The sequence below is a fragment of the Rhizobium sp. Nf11,1 genome (assembly GCF_050587665.1).
Taxonomy (GTDB): domain Bacteria; phylum Pseudomonadota; class Alphaproteobacteria; order Rhizobiales; family Rhizobiaceae; genus Rhizobium.
The window spans coordinates 1-16,276 of the sequence record NZ_JBOBHU010000001.1 but is presented as its reverse complement, the minus strand read 5'-3'; the positions used below and the strand labels follow the sequence as shown (position 1 = coordinate 16,276).

Here is a 16,276-nt window from a genome sequence, read left to right as displayed (position 1 = left end):
AGGCCACGGAGCAGAGCTTCTTGAGAGCGCTCACGACGCTCCAACGGAAGGGATCGGGCTTACCTCAACCGATCCTGCCTTTTTCGACACTGCCGATCTAGCAGACACCGCCGGTTTCGGCAACGCATGGATTTCCTGCGCTCCGGGCAGCACCTCTCGAACGAGTGAAGGCGGAGACGCCGTTTCATCTGGTGCGTCTGTTGCGATCGGGAGTAAGATCGCAACGTTCTGCGCATCGGAAGGGATGGATATGAAACCGGCAATCATCGGCCTCATCGGCACACTCGTTCTGGCGGGATGCAACACCGTCAGCTACAGCGGCCCGGGCCTCGAACCCATCCCAGGCAGCATCACCTATCAAGGCCAGCCGCGCACCAAGCTCACCAAATCGCCACCCGGCTCCTCCTTCCCGCATGATTTTATCGACCAGTACGGCCGACAGGTGGAGGAAACCTACATCATCCAGCCCGACCGCAGCCTGATCATCGCACACCGCCGGTATAAGCCGATCCGGTTTTTCGGGGATTAGAAGGACATCGCTGGAAAGGCAGCTGGAGCGGGTGAAGGGAATCGAACCCTCGTATTCAGCTTGGGAAGCTGCTGCTCTACCATTGAGCTACACCCGCGATGCGCTGAGATTTCCAACAGATGGGGGCGGCTGTCAAGTCGCGTTTCAGATCCGGAAGTGCTTCGAGAGCTTGAGGCCCTGGGCCTGGTAGTTGGAGCCGAGGCCGGAGCCGTATAGGCTGGCCGGTTTTTCCTGCATGTGCTCGTAGACCAGGCGGCCGACGATCTGCCCGTCTTCGAGGATGAAGGGCACTTCGTGGCTTCGCACTTCGAGCACGGCGCGGCTGCCGCGCCCGCCGGCCGGCGCGTGGCCGAAGCCCGGATCGAAGAAGCCGGCATAGTGGACGCGGAATTCGCCGACCAGCGGATCGAAGGGGGTCATCTCGGCCGCATAATCCGGCGGCACATGCACGGCTTCACGCGAGACAAGGATATAGAACTCGTCGGGATCGAGGATCAGCTCGTTACGGCCGCGGCTGTAGAGCGGTTCCCAGAAATCAAAAATATCGTGCTGGTCCTTTTCATCGACGTCGACGACGGCGGTATGGTGTTTGCCGCGATAACCGATCAGGCCGTCCTTGTCGCCGGTGAGATCGATCGACAGCGCAATGCCGCCGCCCGAGACGTTCGGCTGCTTGCTGGCAACGAGCGTTTCGCTTTCATGCAGCCTCAGAAGTTCCGGCTCGCCGAGCACGGACTGGCCGACACGGAAGCGGATCTGCGACAGGCGCGAGCCGCGGCGCACGACGATCGGGAAGGTGCGCGGGCTGATTTCGAGATAGAGCGGGCCGGAATAGCCCGGCGGGATCTTGTCGAATTCCTGGGCGTAGTCGGTGATGACGCGGGTGAAGATATCGAGCCTGCCGGTCGAGCTCTTCGGATTGGCCGAAGCCGACATGTCGGCAGGCAGCGCCAGGCTCTCCATCAGCGGTACGATATAGACGCAGCCGGTTTCGAGCACCGCGCCCTGGGAAAGGTCGATCACGTGCAGGCTCAGCCGATCGAGCTTGTCCGAGACCAGATGCGAGGGGCCGGGCATGAAGGAAGCGCGCACACGAAAGGCCTTGCTTCCTAGACGCAGGTCGAGGCTCGCCGGCTGGATCTGATCGCGGTCGAGCTCCCGCTCGGAGTTCAGACGCCCCGTTTCGAACAGTGCCGCAATCGCGCGGTCCGCCAGAATTCCAGTTTCGCGAGCCATCATGCCCCATCCATCATTTTGCCGCCGACAAAACCAAACTCGGGGAATTGACGCAAGCAGCTAACAGCAGTATTGCAGAATTATCCCGTGGTGATTTGGCCGGTCGGCTTGCAGCCACGTTAAACAAGTGGCTAAAAAGACCGGGTTATGAAACCGGTCTGCTTTTGCGGCCGGTTTTTTGTTATGTGAAGGTGATGGCATGAGCAAGACCTGGCGCCCGGCAACCCAACTCGTCCATGGCGGCACGCTGCGTTCGCAATATGGCGAAACATCCGAGGCAATCTATCTCACCCAGGGTTTCGTCTATGACACGTCGGAAGCGGCAGAAGCCCGCTTCAAGGGCGAAACGGACGGCTTCATCTATGCCCGCTACGGCAGCCCGACCAACGACATGTTCGAAAAGCGCATGTGCGCATTGGAAGGCGCTGAAGATGCCCGCGCCACCGCCTCCGGCATGGCGGCCGTCGCCGCCGCCGTCCTTTGCCAGGTCAAGGCCGGCGACCATATCGTCGCGGCCCGCGCGCTGTTCGGCTCCTGCCGCTGGGTCGTGGAAACGCTGGCGCCGAAATACGGCATCGAGTGCACGCTGGTCGACGGCCGGGATCTCGCCAACTGGGAAAAGGCGGTCCGCCCGAATACCAAGGTATTCTTCCTAGAGAGCCCGACCAACCCGACGCTCGAAGTGATCGATATCGCGGGCGTCGCCAGGCTCGCCAACCAGGTCGGCGCCAAGTTGATCGTCGACAACGTCTTCGCGACGCCGCTCTTTCAGAAGCCGCTCGAACTCGGCGCCCATATCGTTGTCTATTCCGCCACCAAGCACATAGACGGCCAAGGCCGGTGCCTCGGCGGCGTGGTGCTCGCCGACAAGGCATGGATCGACGAGAACCTGCACGACTATTTCCGCCATACCGGCCCGGCCATGTCGCCGTTCAATGCCTGGACGCTTCTGAAGGGCATCGAGACGCTGCCGCTGCGCGTCAAGCAGCAGACTGAGAATGCGGCGAAGATCGCCGATTTCCTGGCAGAGCAGGGCAAGGTCGCCAAGGTGATCTATCCCGGCCGCAAGGATCACCCGCAGGCTGACATCATCGCCAAGCAGATGACCGGCGGCTCGACGCTCGTCTGCTTCGAGCTGAAGGGCGGCAAGGAGGCGGCCTTCGCGCTGCAGAACGCGCTTGAGATCATCAAGATCTCCAACAATCTCGGCGACAGCAAAAGCCTGATCACCCATCCGGCAACGACGACGCACAAGAACCTGACGGAAGAGGCGCGTGCCGAACTCGGCATTTCTCCGGGCACGGTGCGGCTTTCGGCCGGCATCGAGGACACGGACGACCTGATCGAGGATTTCGCGCAGGCGCTTTCCAAGGTTTCGGCCTGATCGACTGGAATAGCGGCCGGACTTCAATGAGGAGCCGGCCGCCGATCTGCGGGAACAAGTACCCGCGCGCCGGCGTTGCGAAGTAAAATTAACGCTGACGATTAGGCTTAACGATCGAAAACCATACGATGATCACCATTTGACCGCTGATCAACGTTCCGTTTCTTGACGGACGGGGCCTCTTTATAAGATACGGGTAACATATCTTGACTATGGTGCAAGGCATGTATCGCGCCCTCACAAGAGATATCGAAGTCGTGGTCGAACCGTTCTATCTGGAGGAGCAATCCGATCCGGAAGACGATCGCTATGTCTGGGGTTACCGGATCGTCATCAGCAACAATTCCGGCGTCGCCGTTCGCCTCATCAATCGCTACTGGAACATCACCGACCAGAACGGGGTGGTGGACGAGGTGACCGGCCCCGGCGTCGTCGGCGAACAGCCGCGGCTCAGCCCGGGCGACACCTACGAATATTCCTCCGGCTGTCCGCTCGACACGCCCTCAGGCCTGATGTTCGGCCATTACCAGATGGAAACGGATGAAGGCGAGCTATTCGACGTCGACATCCCCGCCTTCTCGCTTGATTCGCCGGGGCTGCTGCGCGTGCTGAACTGAGCGCCGGCCCCAAAGTGGATATGCCCGATTCACCCCCAGATGACATGCATCAGAGATCAAAAGGATCCGAGGCCGTCCGGGTATCCGGCTTTGCTTCGAACGGATCCTTTGATTGGGGCGTGGCTGGCCGCTGAGCGACTGCAGCGTTTACCGCCTTCTGGCAGGTGAGCATCTCATCCGTTGCCCTGACGGAATTTTTTAAACTCAGCGCAACAATCTGCTTTCCGTTGAAGGTGGCGCGAAAACCCAGTTTACGAGCGAACTCGGCAATCAGACTGGAATCCTTAAAATCGATCCATAATCCCTTGAAGCCATCAAGATCGAGAGCGCTCGCATTCGCCGTCCATTGAGAACGATCTAACGACAGTTCGATGGGATATTGCTTTCCCACTTCCAAGGATTTCCAGTTCGGATTTGCGATCACAATGTAAAAAGGGCTCTCCTTTTTTGTAAAATTAAAGCCCAGACGAAAAACGGTGCCGTCATCAAATGAAGTGAGAACAAAACAGCCGTTGCCCAAGGTCGGGTCGACAGCCACGGTCCAGCCGCCAACCTCTTTCCATTTGATTGTTTCGTCATCAGCCAGGACAATCCGTGGCATCGCAGCAATGAATGCGAATACAAAATACAAAAGCCGCATTGACGTCCCGCCCCCAGAACCAGTTGGGATAATAGGTGCACAGTGACTACTAAAAGTCGAGTCACTGTGCCGCTGCAATGCGCATCTTTTTCGCGCCAAGCGCGACTAATGTTATTCCGCCGGCTGAAGCTCGGCTGCTTCGAAGCGGTAGGTGGTCGAGCAGAATTCACAGGTGACGGATATCTCGCCGTTTTCCTGGCTGGCCTCGATCTCCTCGGCGGTGAACCCCTTCAGCACGTTGCCTATTTTTTCCCGCGAGCAGCTGCAGCGGTCGAAGACGGCGCGGGGCTCGAAGACGCGCACGCCGCGCTCGTGGAACAGGCGGAACAAGAGACGTTCGGTGCCGACCTGCGGATCGGTCAGCTCGTCGGCATCGATGGTCTCGACCAGCGAGCGCGCTTCGGTCCAGGCGTCATCCTCGCCATGCGGACGGTCGCCGTTATCGCCGTCGCCGCCGTGGAGATCAGGCTGGCGCATGCGCTCCGGTGCCTCCGGCAGGAACTGGGCGACGAGGCCGCCTGCCCGCCAACGATGGCGCGGCTTGCCGGTATCGTCACGGTCGAAAAGTTCGGCCGCAGCCAGGCGCACGCGCGTCGGGATCTGCTCCGACTGGCGGAAATAGACGCCGGCGATCTCCTCGAGCGACGTGCCGTCGAGGGCGACAATGCCCTGGTAAGGCTGCGCGAACTTGCCCTGGTCGATGGTGAAGGCAAGCACGCCCTTGCCGAGCAGCTGCTCCGGCTCGGTCTCGCCTGAGGCAATCGCCTGGTCGAGCAGCGCCCGGTCGAAACGGGCATAGGCACGCACGTTCTCCGGCGTCGAGAAATCGGCGACGAGCAGATCGACCGGGCCGTCGCCCTTGGTCTGCACGGTGAACTTGCCGTCGAACTTCAGCGAGGTGCCGAGCAGCACCGTCAGCACGACGACTTCGGCGAGCAGCCGGGCGACGGGCGCGGGATAATGATGGCGCTCGAGGATCGCATCGAGCATGGGGCCGAGCTGGACGGCGCGGCCGCGCACATCCAGACCCTCCACCTGAAAGGGGACGACATGATCATCGCCGGCGAAATCGAACTGGCCGAGGGCGGCTGCAGCTTCTGCCATGGCTTTACTCCTGGTTTCTGGAGCGGCGGCCAAAGTGTCCGGCGCTCGCGCAGTCGGGCCGCAAGCTTATGACTCGCAACATCCGATTATGGTTCAGATCGCGCCCAGGCACCAAGCAAGAATCGACTTCTGCGCATGAAGACGGTTTTCCGCTTCATCGAAGGCCACGGATTGCGGGCCGTCGATCACCTCGTCCGTCACTTCCTCACCGCGATGCGCCGGCAGGCAATGCATGAACAATGCATCCTTGCCGGCCTTGGCCATCAAGGCCGCATTGACCTGATAAGGCTGGAAGACGTTGTGACCCCGGGCCCGATGTTCCTGATTCATGGAGACCCAGGTATCGGTCACCACGCAATCGGCACCTTCGACCGCACGGTCGGCATCATGGCAGAGCATGACTTCGGCGCCCTCATTGCGGGCCCAGTTCAGATAGTGATCCTTGGGCTCGGAACCAAGAGGCACGGCCATGTTCATGCGGTAGCCGAAGCGCGCAGCCCCTTCCACCAGCGAATGCAGCACATTGTTGCCGTCGCCGGTCCATGCGATCGTCTTGCCCTTGATCGGGCCGCGATGCTCCTCGAAGGTCATGATATCGGCCATGATCTGGCAGGGGTGGGTGTCGTCCGTCAGCGCATTGATCACAGGCACGGTCGCGTGCTCGGCGAGCTCCAAAAGCCTGGAATGCTCGGTGGTGCGGATCATGATCGCATCGACATAACGCGACAGCACCTTGGCGGTGTCGCCGATCGTCTCGGCGCGGCCGAGCTGCATTTCAGTACCGGAGAGAAACAGCGTTTCGCCGCCGAGCTGGCGCATGCCGACGTCGAAGGAGACGCGGGTGCGGGTCGACGGCTTCTCGAAGATCATCGCCAGCATCTTGCCGGCGAGCGGCTTGTCGCCCTTGCCGGATTTGAAGGCCTGCTTGCGGGCGAGCGCGTCGTTCATGATAGTTCTGAGGTCGGCCGAGGTGACGGCCGAAAGATCGAGGAAATGTTTAGGAGCCATGTTCTTACCTGTCGTGCGCCCGAAGGCGGCGATCCCTTCAAGCCGTCTTCTTGATCTTGGCGGCGCGGATGCTCTCGGCGGCGCGCTCGAGGCGCACGAGCCCCTCGCGGGCTTCTTCGGCAGTGACCACCAGCGGCGGAAGAAGGCGGATGACGTTGTCGCCGGCCGGCACGCCGAGCAGATGCGCGGCGCGGATCGCCTGCAGCAACTCGGCCGAGGGAACCGCAGCCTTGACGCCGAGCAGAAGCCCCTCGCCTCGGATATCCTCGATCACATCGGGATACCGATCCTTGAGCGAGGCCAGCCCCTGGCGGAAGACGAGCGCGACGTCGCGCACATGCTCAAGGAAGCCATCGGCGAGGATGACGTCGAGCACGGCACTGCCGACCGCCATGGCCAGCGGATTGCCGCCATAGGTCGAACCATGCGTGCCGGCCTTCATGCCGGAGGCAGCCTCGGCCGTGGCAAGGCAGGCGCCGAGCGGGAAACCGCCGCCGATGCCCTTGGCAACGGCCATGATATCGGGCGTGATGCCGGACCATTCATGGGCGAAGAGCTTGCCGGTGCGGCCGACGCCGGTCTGGACCTCGTCGAGGATCAGCAGCAGGCCGTTTTCGTCGCAGATCCGGCGAAGCGCCTTCATGAATTCGCCGGTGGCGGGACGCACGCCGCCCTCGCCTTGCACCGGCTCGATCAGGATTGCGGCCGTCGCATCGGTAATGGCGGCGCGGACGGCCTCGATGTCGCCGAACGGCACCTGATCGAAACCCGGAGCCTTGGGGCCGAAACCTTCGAGATATTTCTCCTGACCGCCGGCGGCAATCGTCGCGAGCGTGCGCCCATGGAAGGCGCCCTCGAAGGTGATGATATGGAACCGCTCGGGATGGCCCTTGGAAAACTGGTAGCGGCGCGCGGTCTTGATGGCGCATTCGAGCGCCTCGGCGCCCGAATTGGTGAAGAACACCTTATCGGCGAAGGTAGCGTCCGTCAGGCGCTTGGCGAGGCGCTCCTGGCCGGGGATCTCATAGATGTTGGAGAGGTGCCAGACCTTGTCGGCCTGCTCCTTCAGCGCCGCGACCACATGCGGGTTGCCATGGCCGACGGAGGTGACGGCGACACCGGCGCCGAAATCGAGATAACGCTCGCCGCTCTCGGTGATCAGCCATACGCCCTCGCCTCGCTCGAACCGCAGCGGGGCGCGAGAATAGGTGTCATAAAGCGGCGCGGCTTCAGCCATGGCGCGGGTCTCCCGTTCAATGTTGTCTTGCACGGACTCCGGCTAACAAAACCAGGTCCAAAAAATCAAAAATGCCGCCTTTCGGCGGCGAGCGGTACTATTTCCTTTTCGCGCTGCAATGTCAACAAAACTGCCGCCTTAGCCTATGCAGCAAGCTTGTACAGCGGCACTTTCGGCCTTCAACAGGCATTATTGCAGAAATGCCACGCAGAGGCAGCAAGTTGGGGAAAACTTGAAATTCGATTCATCCGGATTCCCGCGACTCTTGTCACGGAGTCAGCCTCACACTAGGTTAAAGTTCAATTACTAGACTGCATGCGGCGGAACTAGTCACCAAAATTGATCAAGCGTTTCTTGTTTCGGAGGCTTCCGGGACAACGGTGAGGGATTCTGCCATCACCAACGCAAAAGGTGGAGACAGGGCATGAACTGGACAGACGAGCGGGTCGAGAAACTCAAGAAGCTTTGGGCCGAAGGACTGAGCGCCAGCCAGATTGCTGCGCAGCTTGGCGGCGTCAGCCGAAACGCCGTTATCGGCAAGGTGCACAGGCTCAGCCTTCCCGGCCGCGCCAAAGCCGGCGGCACGGCCACCGCGGCGCGCACGCCGAAGCGCCAGACGTCCGCGCCGCGCGCGCCGAATTACGCCTCCCGGATCACCACCCGCACCGTGACCCGTCAACAGGGCGCAACGATGCTGAAGGAAGAGATCGAGGTCGATGCCGTCGACGAAATGGAATATGTGCCGGCCGGCAATGTGGTCGTGCCGATTTCTCGCCGCCTCGGCCTGACGGAGCTCACCGAACGCACCTGCAAATGGCCGGTCGGCGACCCGCTCAAGGAAGATTTCCATTTCTGCGGCTGCGAGTCCCCCGACAATTCTCCCTATTGCAGCTATCATCAGAAGCTTGCCTATCAGCCGATCAACGAAAGGCGCCGGGCCGCGGCACGGGTCAGCTGAGAAGGCGACATCGCCGGACATAAAAAACGGGCCGAGCGGCCCGTTTTTTATGATTGGAGTGGAAGCGCTGGGGTTGCCCCTCATCCGGCTGCCGCCACCTTCTCCCCGCACGCGGGGCGAAGGGACATGCCGCAACCTCTCCGTTCCCCGCCGACCTTTCGCAGGGCACGTCCCCTCTCCCCGTCAGAACGGGGAGAGGGCTAGGGTGAGGGGCAAATCTTTGACTTTAGCAGCAGTAGAAACCCTCAGGCTTCCATCGAATAGCCGGCGCCACGGACGGTGCGGATGACGTCCTGCATGTTGGAGAAGTTCAGCGCCTTGCGCAGGCGGCCGACATGGACGTCGACGGTGCGCTCGTCGACATAGATGTCGTGGCCCCAGACGCCGTCGAGCAGCTGCGAGCGGGAAAAGACCCGGCCCGGCGACGACATCAGGAATTCCAGCAGGCGGAATTCGGTCGGGCCGAGGCGGACTTCGCGGCTCTTGCGGTGGACGCGATGGGTTTCGCGGTCGAGCTCGATATCGCCGCATTTCAGCACCGAGGACAGCACCTCGGGACGGGCACGGCGCAGCATCGCCTTGACGCGGGCGACGAGCTCGGGGGTCGAGAAGGGCTTGACGACATAATCGTCGGCGCCGGTGGACAGTCCGCGCACACGCTCGCTCTCCTCGCCGCGCGCCGTCAGCATGATGATCGGCAGTCGCTCGGTTTCCGGCCGCATGCGCAGGCGCCGGCAGAGTTCGATGCCGGAGACGCCGGGCAGCATCCAGTCGAGGATGAGCAGGTCGGGCGTGCGCTCCTGAAGCCTGATTTCGGCCTCGTCGCCGCGCAGGATGGTATCGACCTCGAAGCCTTCGGCTTCGAGATTATAGCGAAGGAGCACGCTGAGGGCTTCCTCGTCTTCAACAACTGCGACTCTCGGGATCATGCGTGTCCGTCTCCTCGCGCACAAGCCTTAAACCGGGGTTCTAAGCAGGCGTCCTGCGCAAATTCAGAAATTGGCTGCGACCTCTTTGCGCGCCCCGAACGGGCGCGCACGCAATCTTGGAAGGATTATTCCGTCGCGGCGCCAACGGTGTTGGCGCTGTCATCCTTCGGACGATCGCCTTCCGGCTGGGCGCCTGTCGCCATGTAGTAGATCGTCTCGGCGATGTTGGTGGCATGGTCGCCGATGCGCTCGATGTTCTTGGCGCAGAAGAGCAGATGCGTGCAGCTCGTGATGTTGCGCGGATCTTCCATCATGTAGGTCAAGAGCTCGCGGAACAGCGAGGTGTACATGGCGTCGATCTCGTTGTCGCGTTCGCGGATGGCGGTCGCCTTGTCGGCAGCGCGTGTCGTATAGACGTCGAGCACTTCCTTGAGCTGGACAAGCGCCAGCTCGGAGAGATGCTCGAGACCGCGGGCGAGCTTGCGGGGAACGCCGGTGCTCTGCACGGCGATGACGCGCTTGGCGGTGTTCTTGCCGAGGTCGCCGACGCGTTCGAGATCGGCGGCGATGCGGATCGAACCCATGATTTCGCGCAGGTCCGCGGCCATCGGCTGCCGGCGGGCGATGGTGACGATCGCCTTGTCGCCGATTTCGCGCTCGGTGTGATCGAGGATCACGTCGTCTGAGATGACCTTCTGCGCCAGCGCGGTATCGCCGTTGACCAGCGCCCGGACGGATTCGGCGACCATCTGTTCGGCCAGGCCGCCCATTTCGGAAATCCGCCTGGACAGGAACTTCAGATCATCATCATAGGCAGAATAAATATGTGTCGATGCCATGGGGCTTTGTCCTCGAATAAGGGGAAGGCTTCGGATGGCCGTGATCAGCCGAAGCGACCCATGATGTAGTCCTGGGTACGGGGATCGTCCGGATTGGTGAACATCTTGTCGGTGTCGTTCTCCTCGACAAGATTGCCGAGGTGGAACATGGCGGTGCGCTGCGAGACGCGCGCGGCCTGCTGCATGGAGTGGGTGACGATGACGATCGTATAGTTTTCGCGCAGTTCGTGGATCAGCTCCTCGACCTTGGCGGTGGCGATCGGGTCAAGGGCCGAGCAGGGCTCGTCCATCAGGATGACTTCCGGGCTGACGGCAACGGCGCGGGCAATGCACAGGCGCTGCTGCTGACCGCCGGAGAGGCCCGTGCCGGATTCGTGCACGCGGTCCTTGACCTCGTTCCAGAGCCCGGCGCGCTGCAGGCTGCTCTCGACGATCTGGTCGAGATCGGCCTTCGACTTGGCGAGACCGTGGATGCGGGGGCCGTAGGAGACGTTTTCATAGATCGACTTCGGGAACGGGTTCGGCTTCTGGAAAACCATGCCGACGCGGGCGCGAAGTTCGACGACGTCGATATCCGGATCATAGATATCGTCGCTGTCGAGCGTGATCTTGCCGGTGACGCGGCACCCCTCGATCGTGTCGTTCATGCGGTTCAGGCTTCGCAGGAAGGTCGACTTGCCGCAGCCCGAGGGGCCGATCAGGGCGGTTACGGTGTTTTCGCGGATGTTCAGGTTCACGTCGAAAAGCGCGCGCTTCTCGCCATAGTATACGGAGACATCCTGTCCGATCATTTTATACGGGACGTTGCTCATCTTCTGATCCAGCGCCTTTTCAACTGCAGCTTCCGTCAGCATGTTCATGATGTTTGACTCCGTTTACCAGCGGCGCTCGAAGCGACGACGCAAGAGGATGGCGCCCATGTTCATGACGACCAGGAACAGGAGCAGGACGATGATGGCACCCGAAGTACGCTCCACGAAGGCACGTTCGGCCTCGTTCGCCCACATATAGACCTGCACGGGCAAGGCCGTCGAGGGCTCGAGCGGTGTCGCGGGCGCATTGGCGACGAAGGCGACCATGCCGATCAAGAGCAGCGGCGCGGTTTCGCCGAGCGCGTGCGCCAGGCCGATGATCGTGCCGGTGAGGATGCCGGGCATGGCAAGCGGCAGGACATGGTGGAACACCATCTGCATCTTCGAGGCGCCGAGGCCAAGAGCTGCAGCGCGGATCGAGGGCGGCACGGCGCGCAGGGCCGCGCGGGTGGCGATGATGATCGTCGGCAGGGTCATCAGCGTCAACACCAGGCCGCCGACCAGCGAAGCCGAGCGCGGCAGGCCGATGAAGTTGATGAAGACGGAAAGGCCGAGCAGACCGTAGACGATCGACGGGACGGCTGCGAGGTTGTTGATGTTGACCTCGATCAGGTCCGTCAGCCTGTTTTTCGGCGCAAACTCCTCGAGATAGATCGAGGCGGCGACGCCGATCGGCAGCGACAGAACCAGCACGATCAGCATCAGGTAGAGCGAGCCGATGAGGGCGACGCCGAGACCGGCGGCTTCCGGACGGCTGGAATTGCCGTTGACGAAGAGGCCGGTGTTGAACTGCTTCTGAAGAGCGCCGCTCGCCTTCAGCTGGTTCATCCAGTTGACCTGCTTGTCGTTGACCTTGCGGTTCTTCTCATCGACGGAAAGATCGATCTGGCCCTTGTTGGCGCTATCGATATTGGCATCGGCGAGCAGGGTGACGTTGACGGTCTTGCCGATGATCGAGGGATCGGCGACCACCAGATCGCGCAGCTGGATCGGCGCGCTCTTGGAGAGCATGGCGGTTGCATCGCGCACATCCGGACGGCTCGATGCATTGATGTTCAGCTGCTTGACGATGGCGTCGCGCAGCAGAACCGGATAGTTCGCGGCAATCAGCACCGAAGGATCGGTCGCCCGCTTGCTGTTCGGATCGATGGTCTTTTCGGCGAATTCGATCGGCAGGGTGATCGTCGTCTGCTGGAAGGCGGTGTAGCCTTTGCCGATCACCGTCCACAGCAGGACGAAGAGGAAGATAAGGCCGAAGGCGATGGCGGCGATACCGTAGGCCTGGAACCGGCGCTCGGCGGCATAGCGGCGCTTGATGCCGATATCACGGCGGGCCGGCGCTTTGGAAACGGTGGCACCGATGGCGGGAGAAACAATATTCGTCATTCGTACTGCTCCCGGTATTTGCGCACGATGTAGAGCGCATAGATGTTGAGGCAAAGCGTGATGCAGAACAGCGTGATGCCAAGCGCGAAGGCAACCAGCGTCTGCGGCGAGGTGAACTCAAGGTCGCCCGTCAGCTGGTTGACGATCTTGACGGTCACCGTGGTCATCGGCTCGAAAGGGTTGATCTGAATGCGGGCGGCGACACCCGCGGCCAACACGACGATCATGGTCTCGCCGATGGCGCGCGAGGCGGTCATCAGCAGCGCGCCGACGATGCCGGGAAGCGCGGCCGGCAGGACCACCTTCTTGATGGTTTCGGAGCGTGTGGCGCCGAGACCGAGCGAGCCATCACGCAGTGCCCGCGGCACGGCGGTGATGATGTCGTCCGACAGCGAGGAGACGTAGGGGATCAACATGATGCCCATGACGATACCGGCCGTCAGAACGCTCTGCGCCTGGATGAAATTGGTGTAGCTGCCGGAGAGCAGGCCGCTGATCTGTGCGGAGAAATCGCGCAGGAATGGACCGACGGTGACGAGCGCGAAGAAGCCGTAGACGATCGTCGGGATGCCGGCCAGCACTTCGAGAAGAGGCTTGGAGACGGAACGCAGCTTCGGCGAGGCGTATTCGGCCATATAGATGGCGGCGAAGAGGCCGACCGGAACCGCGACCAGCATGGCGACGAGGCCGATATAGAGCGTGCCGAGTAGGAGCGGGATCAGGCCGAACTGGCCGAAGGAGGAGCTGCCGGCGCCGGCAAAGCGCGGATCCCAGACGGTGCCGAAGAAGAATTCGCCGGCGGGAACGACGGCAAAGAAGCGGGCGGCTTCCGACAGCATGGACAACACGATGCCGACCGTCGTCAGGATGGCGATCGAGGAGGCGAGCAGCAGGCCCCAGAGCATGACGCGCTCGACGCGGTTGCGGGCGCGGAAGCGCGGCGCGATGGCGCGTAGCGCATAAAGGGCGCCGGCAACGGCCAGAATGAAGACAATCGCCGTCATGGCGAGGCGGCTCGTCATGCTCATGGCATTCAGCGTCTTGGCGGCCTCGACCATGTAAGGCTGCGGCTGGCCGGCGAGCGGCACGCCCTTTTCGCTGAGCTTGGCCTGCAGGGCGGCCGGATCGTTTGCCACCGCGGCGGCTTCGTCCGATGTCAGCATCGTCAGCCCGCGCGCGACCGTCGCCACCATCGAATAGCTCAGATCCTGTTCGACTGCGGCCTGAGCCTTGACGTCAGCAGGGAAAGCTCCCCGAACCGAGGACTGGATGATGCCGGGGCTGACGGAGAGCCAGACGCAGAGGACGATGAGGGCGGGAAGAACCGTCCAGATCGCGGCATAGGCGCCGTAATAGGCCGGCCGGGAATGCAGTGCGGAGGACCTGCCTCCGGCAAGGGCCGTGGCACGGCTGCGCGCGACCAGATAGGCGGCGGCGCCGATCACCACAAGGCACAGAAGTATGACGGATGTGCTCATTCGTTACGTCCCCAGGCCCGTGGCCCCCAAAAAGCGCGGCGGCTTCATCAGCCTGCCTTCGGCTTCCAATCATGGAGAAGGAATTCAACCCTGCAGCGGAAAGACCGCCACGCAGGGACATTAACGATGCCGGCGCGGGCTTTGAAGCACCGCGCCGGCAAAATCATTACATGGACTTGCCGGCTTCGACGTCCTTGCGGATCGCATCACGCTCGGCATCCGGAGCGGCAACGAGGCCGTATTCAGCCAGCGGGCCGTCGGGGCCGATCATCTGGTCGGATACGAAGAAGTTGACATATTCCTTCAGGCCCGGAACGGCGCCGAGATGTGCCTTCTTGACATAGAAGAACAGCGGGCGGGAAACCGGATAGGTGCCGTTGGCGATCGTTTCGGTGGATGGAACGATACCGTTCACGCTGGCGACCTTGAGCTTGTCGGCGTTGTTTTCATAGAAGGAAAGGCCAAATACGCCGACGCCGGTCTTGTTGGCGGCGATGCGTGCGAGGGTTTCCGGATAGTCGCCGTCGATGTCGACTGCAGCGCCGTCCTTGCGGACTGCGACGCAAGCCTTGGTCTGGGCAGCCTTGTCGGTGATTTCCTTGGCGATAACGTCGAGAGCGCCCGAAGCCTTGCAGCCGGCGGCAAGAACGTTCTGTTCGAAGACTTCGCGGGTGCCGTGCTTTTCGCCCGGGATATAGGCGGCGATATCAACGGCCGGGAGCTTCGGGTTGACTTCCGACCACTTCTTGTAGGGGTTGGCGACGAGCTTGCCGTCGACGACGACCTGGGCAGCGAGGGCCTTGTAGATGTCGGCCGGAACGTAAGCGACATCCGGGTTGGACGAGTCGGTTGCGAAGACGATGCCGTCATAACCGATCTTGACTTCCTGGATGTCGGTTACGCCGGCGGCCTTGCAGGCTTCGGCTTCATTCTTGTTGATCGGACGCGAGGCGTTGGCGATGTCGATGGTGTCTTCACCAACGCCCTTGCAGAATTCCTTCAGACCAGCGCCCGTGCCGCCGGATTCGACGACCGGCGTCTTGAAGTTGGTGAAGGTCTCGCCGAAGGACTCGGCAACGATCTTGGCGTAAGGCAGGACGGTGGACGAACCAGCGATCTGGATCTGGTCGCGAGCGACGGCTGCGCCAGCGAAAGCGGCAGTTGCAGCGAGCGCGGCAACGGTGAGCTTGAAGGTGTTCATTAGAAATCTCCCGCATTGGGCTTGTGTGAGTGCGGCCTATAGAGAGGCCCTCGCATGCCTTTTTTCATCGGCGGGACTCTCTTAACGCTGTAAGCACCGTCCTTTTATGTCAAATCCGTGAAACATTTGTGACAGGTTAAGCTTCTGTTTTATAACGATAAATTTTATGGATGCCGCTCCAAAGTGCCGACGATCGGGAAAGTTTGGATCCGAGCTCGACCTTGCATTGCAAGTTTACCGCACGTGGCCCGGCGGTTGCGGCAAGGCATCCTGGCCCTTCCCGCTCTTTCATTCAGGTCCGCCCGTGGGATCTGCCCCTCATCCGCCTGCCGGCACCTTCTCCCCGTTTTGACGGGGAGAAGGGGATATGCCGCGACCTCTCCGTCCCGCCCAAAACTCTCGACAGGGCACGTCCTCTCTCCCCGTCATTACGGGGAGAGGGTTAGGGTGAGGGGCAATCGCACGGCACGCCATCGTTATTCACGCACGGCTGGAAAGAACCGCAAATCCATTGCCTCGACGCGTTCGACCAGCCGCCCGTCGCAGATCGCAACGATCGTCTCCAGCACGGATGGCAGCGCGCTCAGTACATCTACATTCCAGAAACGAACCACCGACCAGCCATTGCCGGTCATGAAGGCATCCCGGATTCCATCCCGTCGGCTGTCCGCATGCTGGCTGCCGTCGATCTCGACGACAAGCCGCAATTCACGACAGGCGAAATCTGCGAAATAGGGACCGATCGGAAATTGTCGCACGAACTTGTTTCCGTTGAGGCGGCGGTCGCGCAGTTCCTTCCACAATTTGTCCTCTGCGTCGTTATCCGACTGGCGCAGGGATCGCGCTCGTGTTGTGGTTTTGGGCTTGGGGCCTCTCATTGACGTTTTCCTTGTGACTCGCCCCTCATCCGGCTGCCGC

16 protein-coding genes, 1 tRNA gene and 1 riboswitch are annotated in these 16,276 nt (G+C 61.7%); of the genes, 4 read left to right on the top strand and 13 right to left on the bottom strand.

Annotated elements, in window-relative coordinates; all coding sequences use genetic code 11:
* The first annotated feature begins 250 nt into the window (after window positions 1–250).
* Window positions 251–529, top strand: a complete 279-nt coding sequence (locus tag ACQ7C1_RS00085; protein WP_430956881.1) for a hypothetical protein — start codon at window positions 251–253, stop codon at window positions 527–529.
* Between the two features lie 23 nt (window positions 530–552).
* Here ACQ7C1_RS00085 and ACQ7C1_RS00080 read toward each other — a convergent pair.
* Both ACQ7C1_RS00080 and ACQ7C1_RS00075 read right to left on the bottom strand, forming a co-directional pair.
* Window positions 553–626: transfer RNA gene (locus ACQ7C1_RS00080), tRNA-Gly, on the bottom strand.
* Between the two features lie 47 nt (window positions 627–673).
* The gene (locus ACQ7C1_RS00075; RefSeq protein WP_085776833.1) at window positions 674–1,768 is read right to left on the bottom strand and encodes a 2'-deoxycytidine 5'-triphosphate deaminase; all 1,095 of its coding nucleotides are present in this window, start codon (window positions 1,766–1,768) and stop codon (window positions 674–676) included.
* Window positions 1,769–1,842: 74 nt separating this feature from the next.
* Window positions 1,843–1,921, top strand: a riboswitch (SAM riboswitch).
* Window positions 1,922–1,964: 43 nt separating this feature from the next.
* Here ACQ7C1_RS00075 and ACQ7C1_RS00070 point away from each other — a divergent pair.
* Complete coding sequence (locus ACQ7C1_RS00070; protein ID WP_430956880.1) at window positions 1,965–3,149, top strand: O-succinylhomoserine sulfhydrylase; 1,185 nt, start codon at window positions 1,965–1,967, stop codon at window positions 3,147–3,149.
* A gap of 224 nt (window positions 3,150–3,373) precedes the next feature.
* Window positions 3,374–3,766 (top strand): Co2+/Mg2+ efflux protein ApaG, encoded by a 393-nt coding sequence (apaG, locus tag ACQ7C1_RS00065; RefSeq protein ID WP_010029240.1) that lies wholly within the window; start codon window positions 3,374–3,376, stop codon window positions 3,764–3,766.
* Window positions 3,767–3,815: 49 nt separating this feature from the next.
* Here apaG and ACQ7C1_RS00060 read toward each other — a convergent pair whose 3' ends face one another.
* The 4 genes from ACQ7C1_RS00060 to ACQ7C1_RS00045 all read right to left on the bottom strand — a co-directional run bounded on the left by ACQ7C1_RS00060 (window position 3,816) and on the right by ACQ7C1_RS00045 (window position 7,755).
* Window positions 3,816–4,406: a hypothetical protein gene (locus ACQ7C1_RS00060; protein ID WP_085776831.1), complete on the bottom strand. Its 591-nt coding sequence runs from the start codon at window positions 4,404–4,406 to the stop codon at window positions 3,816–3,818.
* 111 nt (window positions 4,407–4,517) lie between these two features.
* On the bottom strand, window positions 4,518–5,510 hold the full coding sequence (locus ACQ7C1_RS00055; protein ID WP_183706001.1) for an Hsp33 family molecular chaperone: 993 nt from the start codon (window positions 5,508–5,510) through the stop codon (window positions 4,518–4,520).
* 93 nt (window positions 5,511–5,603) lie between these two features.
* Window positions 5,604–6,518, bottom strand: coding sequence for an ornithine carbamoyltransferase (argF, locus tag ACQ7C1_RS00050; RefSeq protein WP_430956879.1), 915 nt, complete (start codon window positions 6,516–6,518; stop codon window positions 5,604–5,606).
* 37 nt (window positions 6,519–6,555) lie between these two features.
* Entirely contained in the window at window positions 6,556–7,755 is a 1,200-nt protein-coding gene (locus tag ACQ7C1_RS00045; RefSeq protein WP_085776828.1) for an aspartate aminotransferase family protein, read from the bottom strand.
* 424 nt (window positions 7,756–8,179) lie between these two features.
* Here ACQ7C1_RS00045 and ACQ7C1_RS00040 point away from each other — a divergent pair, with 424 nt between their 5' ends.
* On the top strand, window positions 8,180–8,713 hold the full coding sequence (locus ACQ7C1_RS00040; protein WP_430956878.1) for a GcrA family cell cycle regulator: 534 nt from the start codon (window positions 8,180–8,182) through the stop codon (window positions 8,711–8,713).
* A gap of 245 nt (window positions 8,714–8,958) precedes the next feature.
* Here ACQ7C1_RS00040 and phoB read toward each other — a convergent pair whose 3' ends face one another.
* The 7 genes from phoB to ACQ7C1_RS00005 all read right to left on the bottom strand — a co-directional run bounded on the left by phoB (window position 8,959) and on the right by ACQ7C1_RS00005 (window position 16,236).
* On the bottom strand, window positions 8,959–9,642 hold the full coding sequence (gene phoB, locus ACQ7C1_RS00035; RefSeq protein ID WP_004672768.1) for a phosphate regulon transcriptional regulator PhoB: 684 nt from the start codon (window positions 9,640–9,642) through the stop codon (window positions 8,959–8,961).
* Window positions 9,643–9,767: 125 nt separating this feature from the next.
* Window positions 9,768–10,481, bottom strand: coding sequence for a phosphate signaling complex protein PhoU (gene phoU / locus ACQ7C1_RS00030; protein WP_004672769.1), 714 nt, complete (start codon window positions 10,479–10,481; stop codon window positions 9,768–9,770).
* Between the two features lie 44 nt (window positions 10,482–10,525).
* Window positions 10,526–11,341 carry a phosphate ABC transporter ATP-binding protein PstB gene (gene pstB / locus ACQ7C1_RS00025; RefSeq protein ID WP_085776826.1) on the bottom strand — a complete coding sequence of 272 codons (816 nt, stop codon included), beginning with the start codon at window positions 11,339–11,341 and terminating at the stop codon, window positions 10,526–10,528.
* A 15-nt stretch (window positions 11,342–11,356) separates the two neighbouring features.
* Window positions 11,357–12,679: a phosphate ABC transporter permease PstA gene (pstA, locus tag ACQ7C1_RS00020; protein WP_221113046.1), complete on the bottom strand. Its 1,323-nt coding sequence runs from the start codon at window positions 12,677–12,679 to the stop codon at window positions 11,357–11,359.
* Window positions 12,676–14,157: a phosphate ABC transporter permease subunit PstC gene (gene pstC / locus ACQ7C1_RS00015; RefSeq protein ID WP_430956877.1), complete on the bottom strand. Its 1,482-nt coding sequence runs from the start codon at window positions 14,155–14,157 to the stop codon at window positions 12,676–12,678. The genes pstA and pstC overlap by 4 nt, the downstream gene beginning before the upstream one ends.
* 166 nt (window positions 14,158–14,323) lie before the next feature.
* Window positions 14,324–15,358, bottom strand: coding sequence for a substrate-binding domain-containing protein (locus ACQ7C1_RS00010; RefSeq protein ID WP_183706011.1), 1,035 nt, complete (start codon window positions 15,356–15,358; stop codon window positions 14,324–14,326).
* Between the two features lie 476 nt (window positions 15,359–15,834).
* The gene (locus tag ACQ7C1_RS00005; RefSeq protein ID WP_430956876.1) at window positions 15,835–16,236 is read right to left on the bottom strand and encodes an endonuclease domain-containing protein; all 402 of its coding nucleotides are present in this window, start codon (window positions 16,234–16,236) and stop codon (window positions 15,835–15,837) included.
* Window positions 16,237–16,276 lie beyond the last annotated feature (40 nt).

Excerpts from the sequence above, each read along its gene's own strand:
- ACQ7C1_RS00005 (WP_430956876.1), bottom strand. The coding sequence starts at position 16,236 with ATGAGAGGCCCCAAGCCCAAAACCACAACACGAGCGCGATCCCTGCGC.
- apaG (WP_010029240.1), top strand. The coding sequence starts at position 3,374 with ATGTATCGCGCCCTCACAAGAGATATCGAAGTCGTGGTCGAACCGTTC.
- ACQ7C1_RS00075 (WP_085776833.1), bottom strand. The coding sequence starts at position 1,768 with ATGATGGCTCGCGAAACTGGAATTCTGGCGGACCGCGCGATTGCGGCA.
- ACQ7C1_RS00045 (WP_085776828.1), bottom strand. The coding sequence starts at position 7,755 with ATGGCTGAAGCCGCGCCGCTTTATGACACCTATTCTCGCGCCCCGCTG.
- ACQ7C1_RS00040 (WP_430956878.1), top strand. The coding sequence starts at position 8,180 with ATGAACTGGACAGACGAGCGGGTCGAGAAACTCAAGAAGCTTTGGGCC.
- ACQ7C1_RS00085 (WP_430956881.1), top strand. The coding sequence starts at position 251 with ATGAAACCGGCAATCATCGGCCTCATCGGCACACTCGTTCTGGCGGGA.
- pstA (WP_221113046.1), bottom strand. The coding sequence starts at position 12,679 with ATGACGAATATTGTTTCTCCCGCCATCGGTGCCACCGTTTCCAAAGCG.
- ACQ7C1_RS00010 (WP_183706011.1), bottom strand. The coding sequence starts at position 15,358 with ATGAACACCTTCAAGCTCACCGTTGCCGCGCTCGCTGCAACTGCCGCT.
- phoB (WP_004672768.1), bottom strand. The coding sequence starts at position 9,642 with ATGATCCCGAGAGTCGCAGTTGTTGAAGACGAGGAAGCCCTCAGCGTG.
- pstC (WP_430956877.1), bottom strand. The coding sequence starts at position 14,157 with ATGAGCACATCCGTCATACTTCTGTGCCTTGTGGTGATCGGCGCCGCC.
- argF (WP_430956879.1), bottom strand. The coding sequence starts at position 6,518 with ATGGCTCCTAAACATTTCCTCGATCTTTCGGCCGTCACCTCGGCCGAC.
- phoU (WP_004672769.1), bottom strand. The coding sequence starts at position 10,481 with ATGGCATCGACACATATTTATTCTGCCTATGATGATGATCTGAAGTTC.
- ACQ7C1_RS00070 (WP_430956880.1), top strand. The coding sequence starts at position 1,965 with ATGAGCAAGACCTGGCGCCCGGCAACCCAACTCGTCCATGGCGGCACG.
- pstB (WP_085776826.1), bottom strand. The coding sequence starts at position 11,341 with ATGAACATGCTGACGGAAGCTGCAGTTGAAAAGGCGCTGGATCAGAAG.
- ACQ7C1_RS00060 (WP_085776831.1), bottom strand. The coding sequence starts at position 4,406 with ATGCGGCTTTTGTATTTTGTATTCGCATTCATTGCTGCGATGCCACGG.
- ACQ7C1_RS00055 (WP_183706001.1), bottom strand. The coding sequence starts at position 5,510 with ATGGCAGAAGCTGCAGCCGCCCTCGGCCAGTTCGATTTCGCCGGCGAT.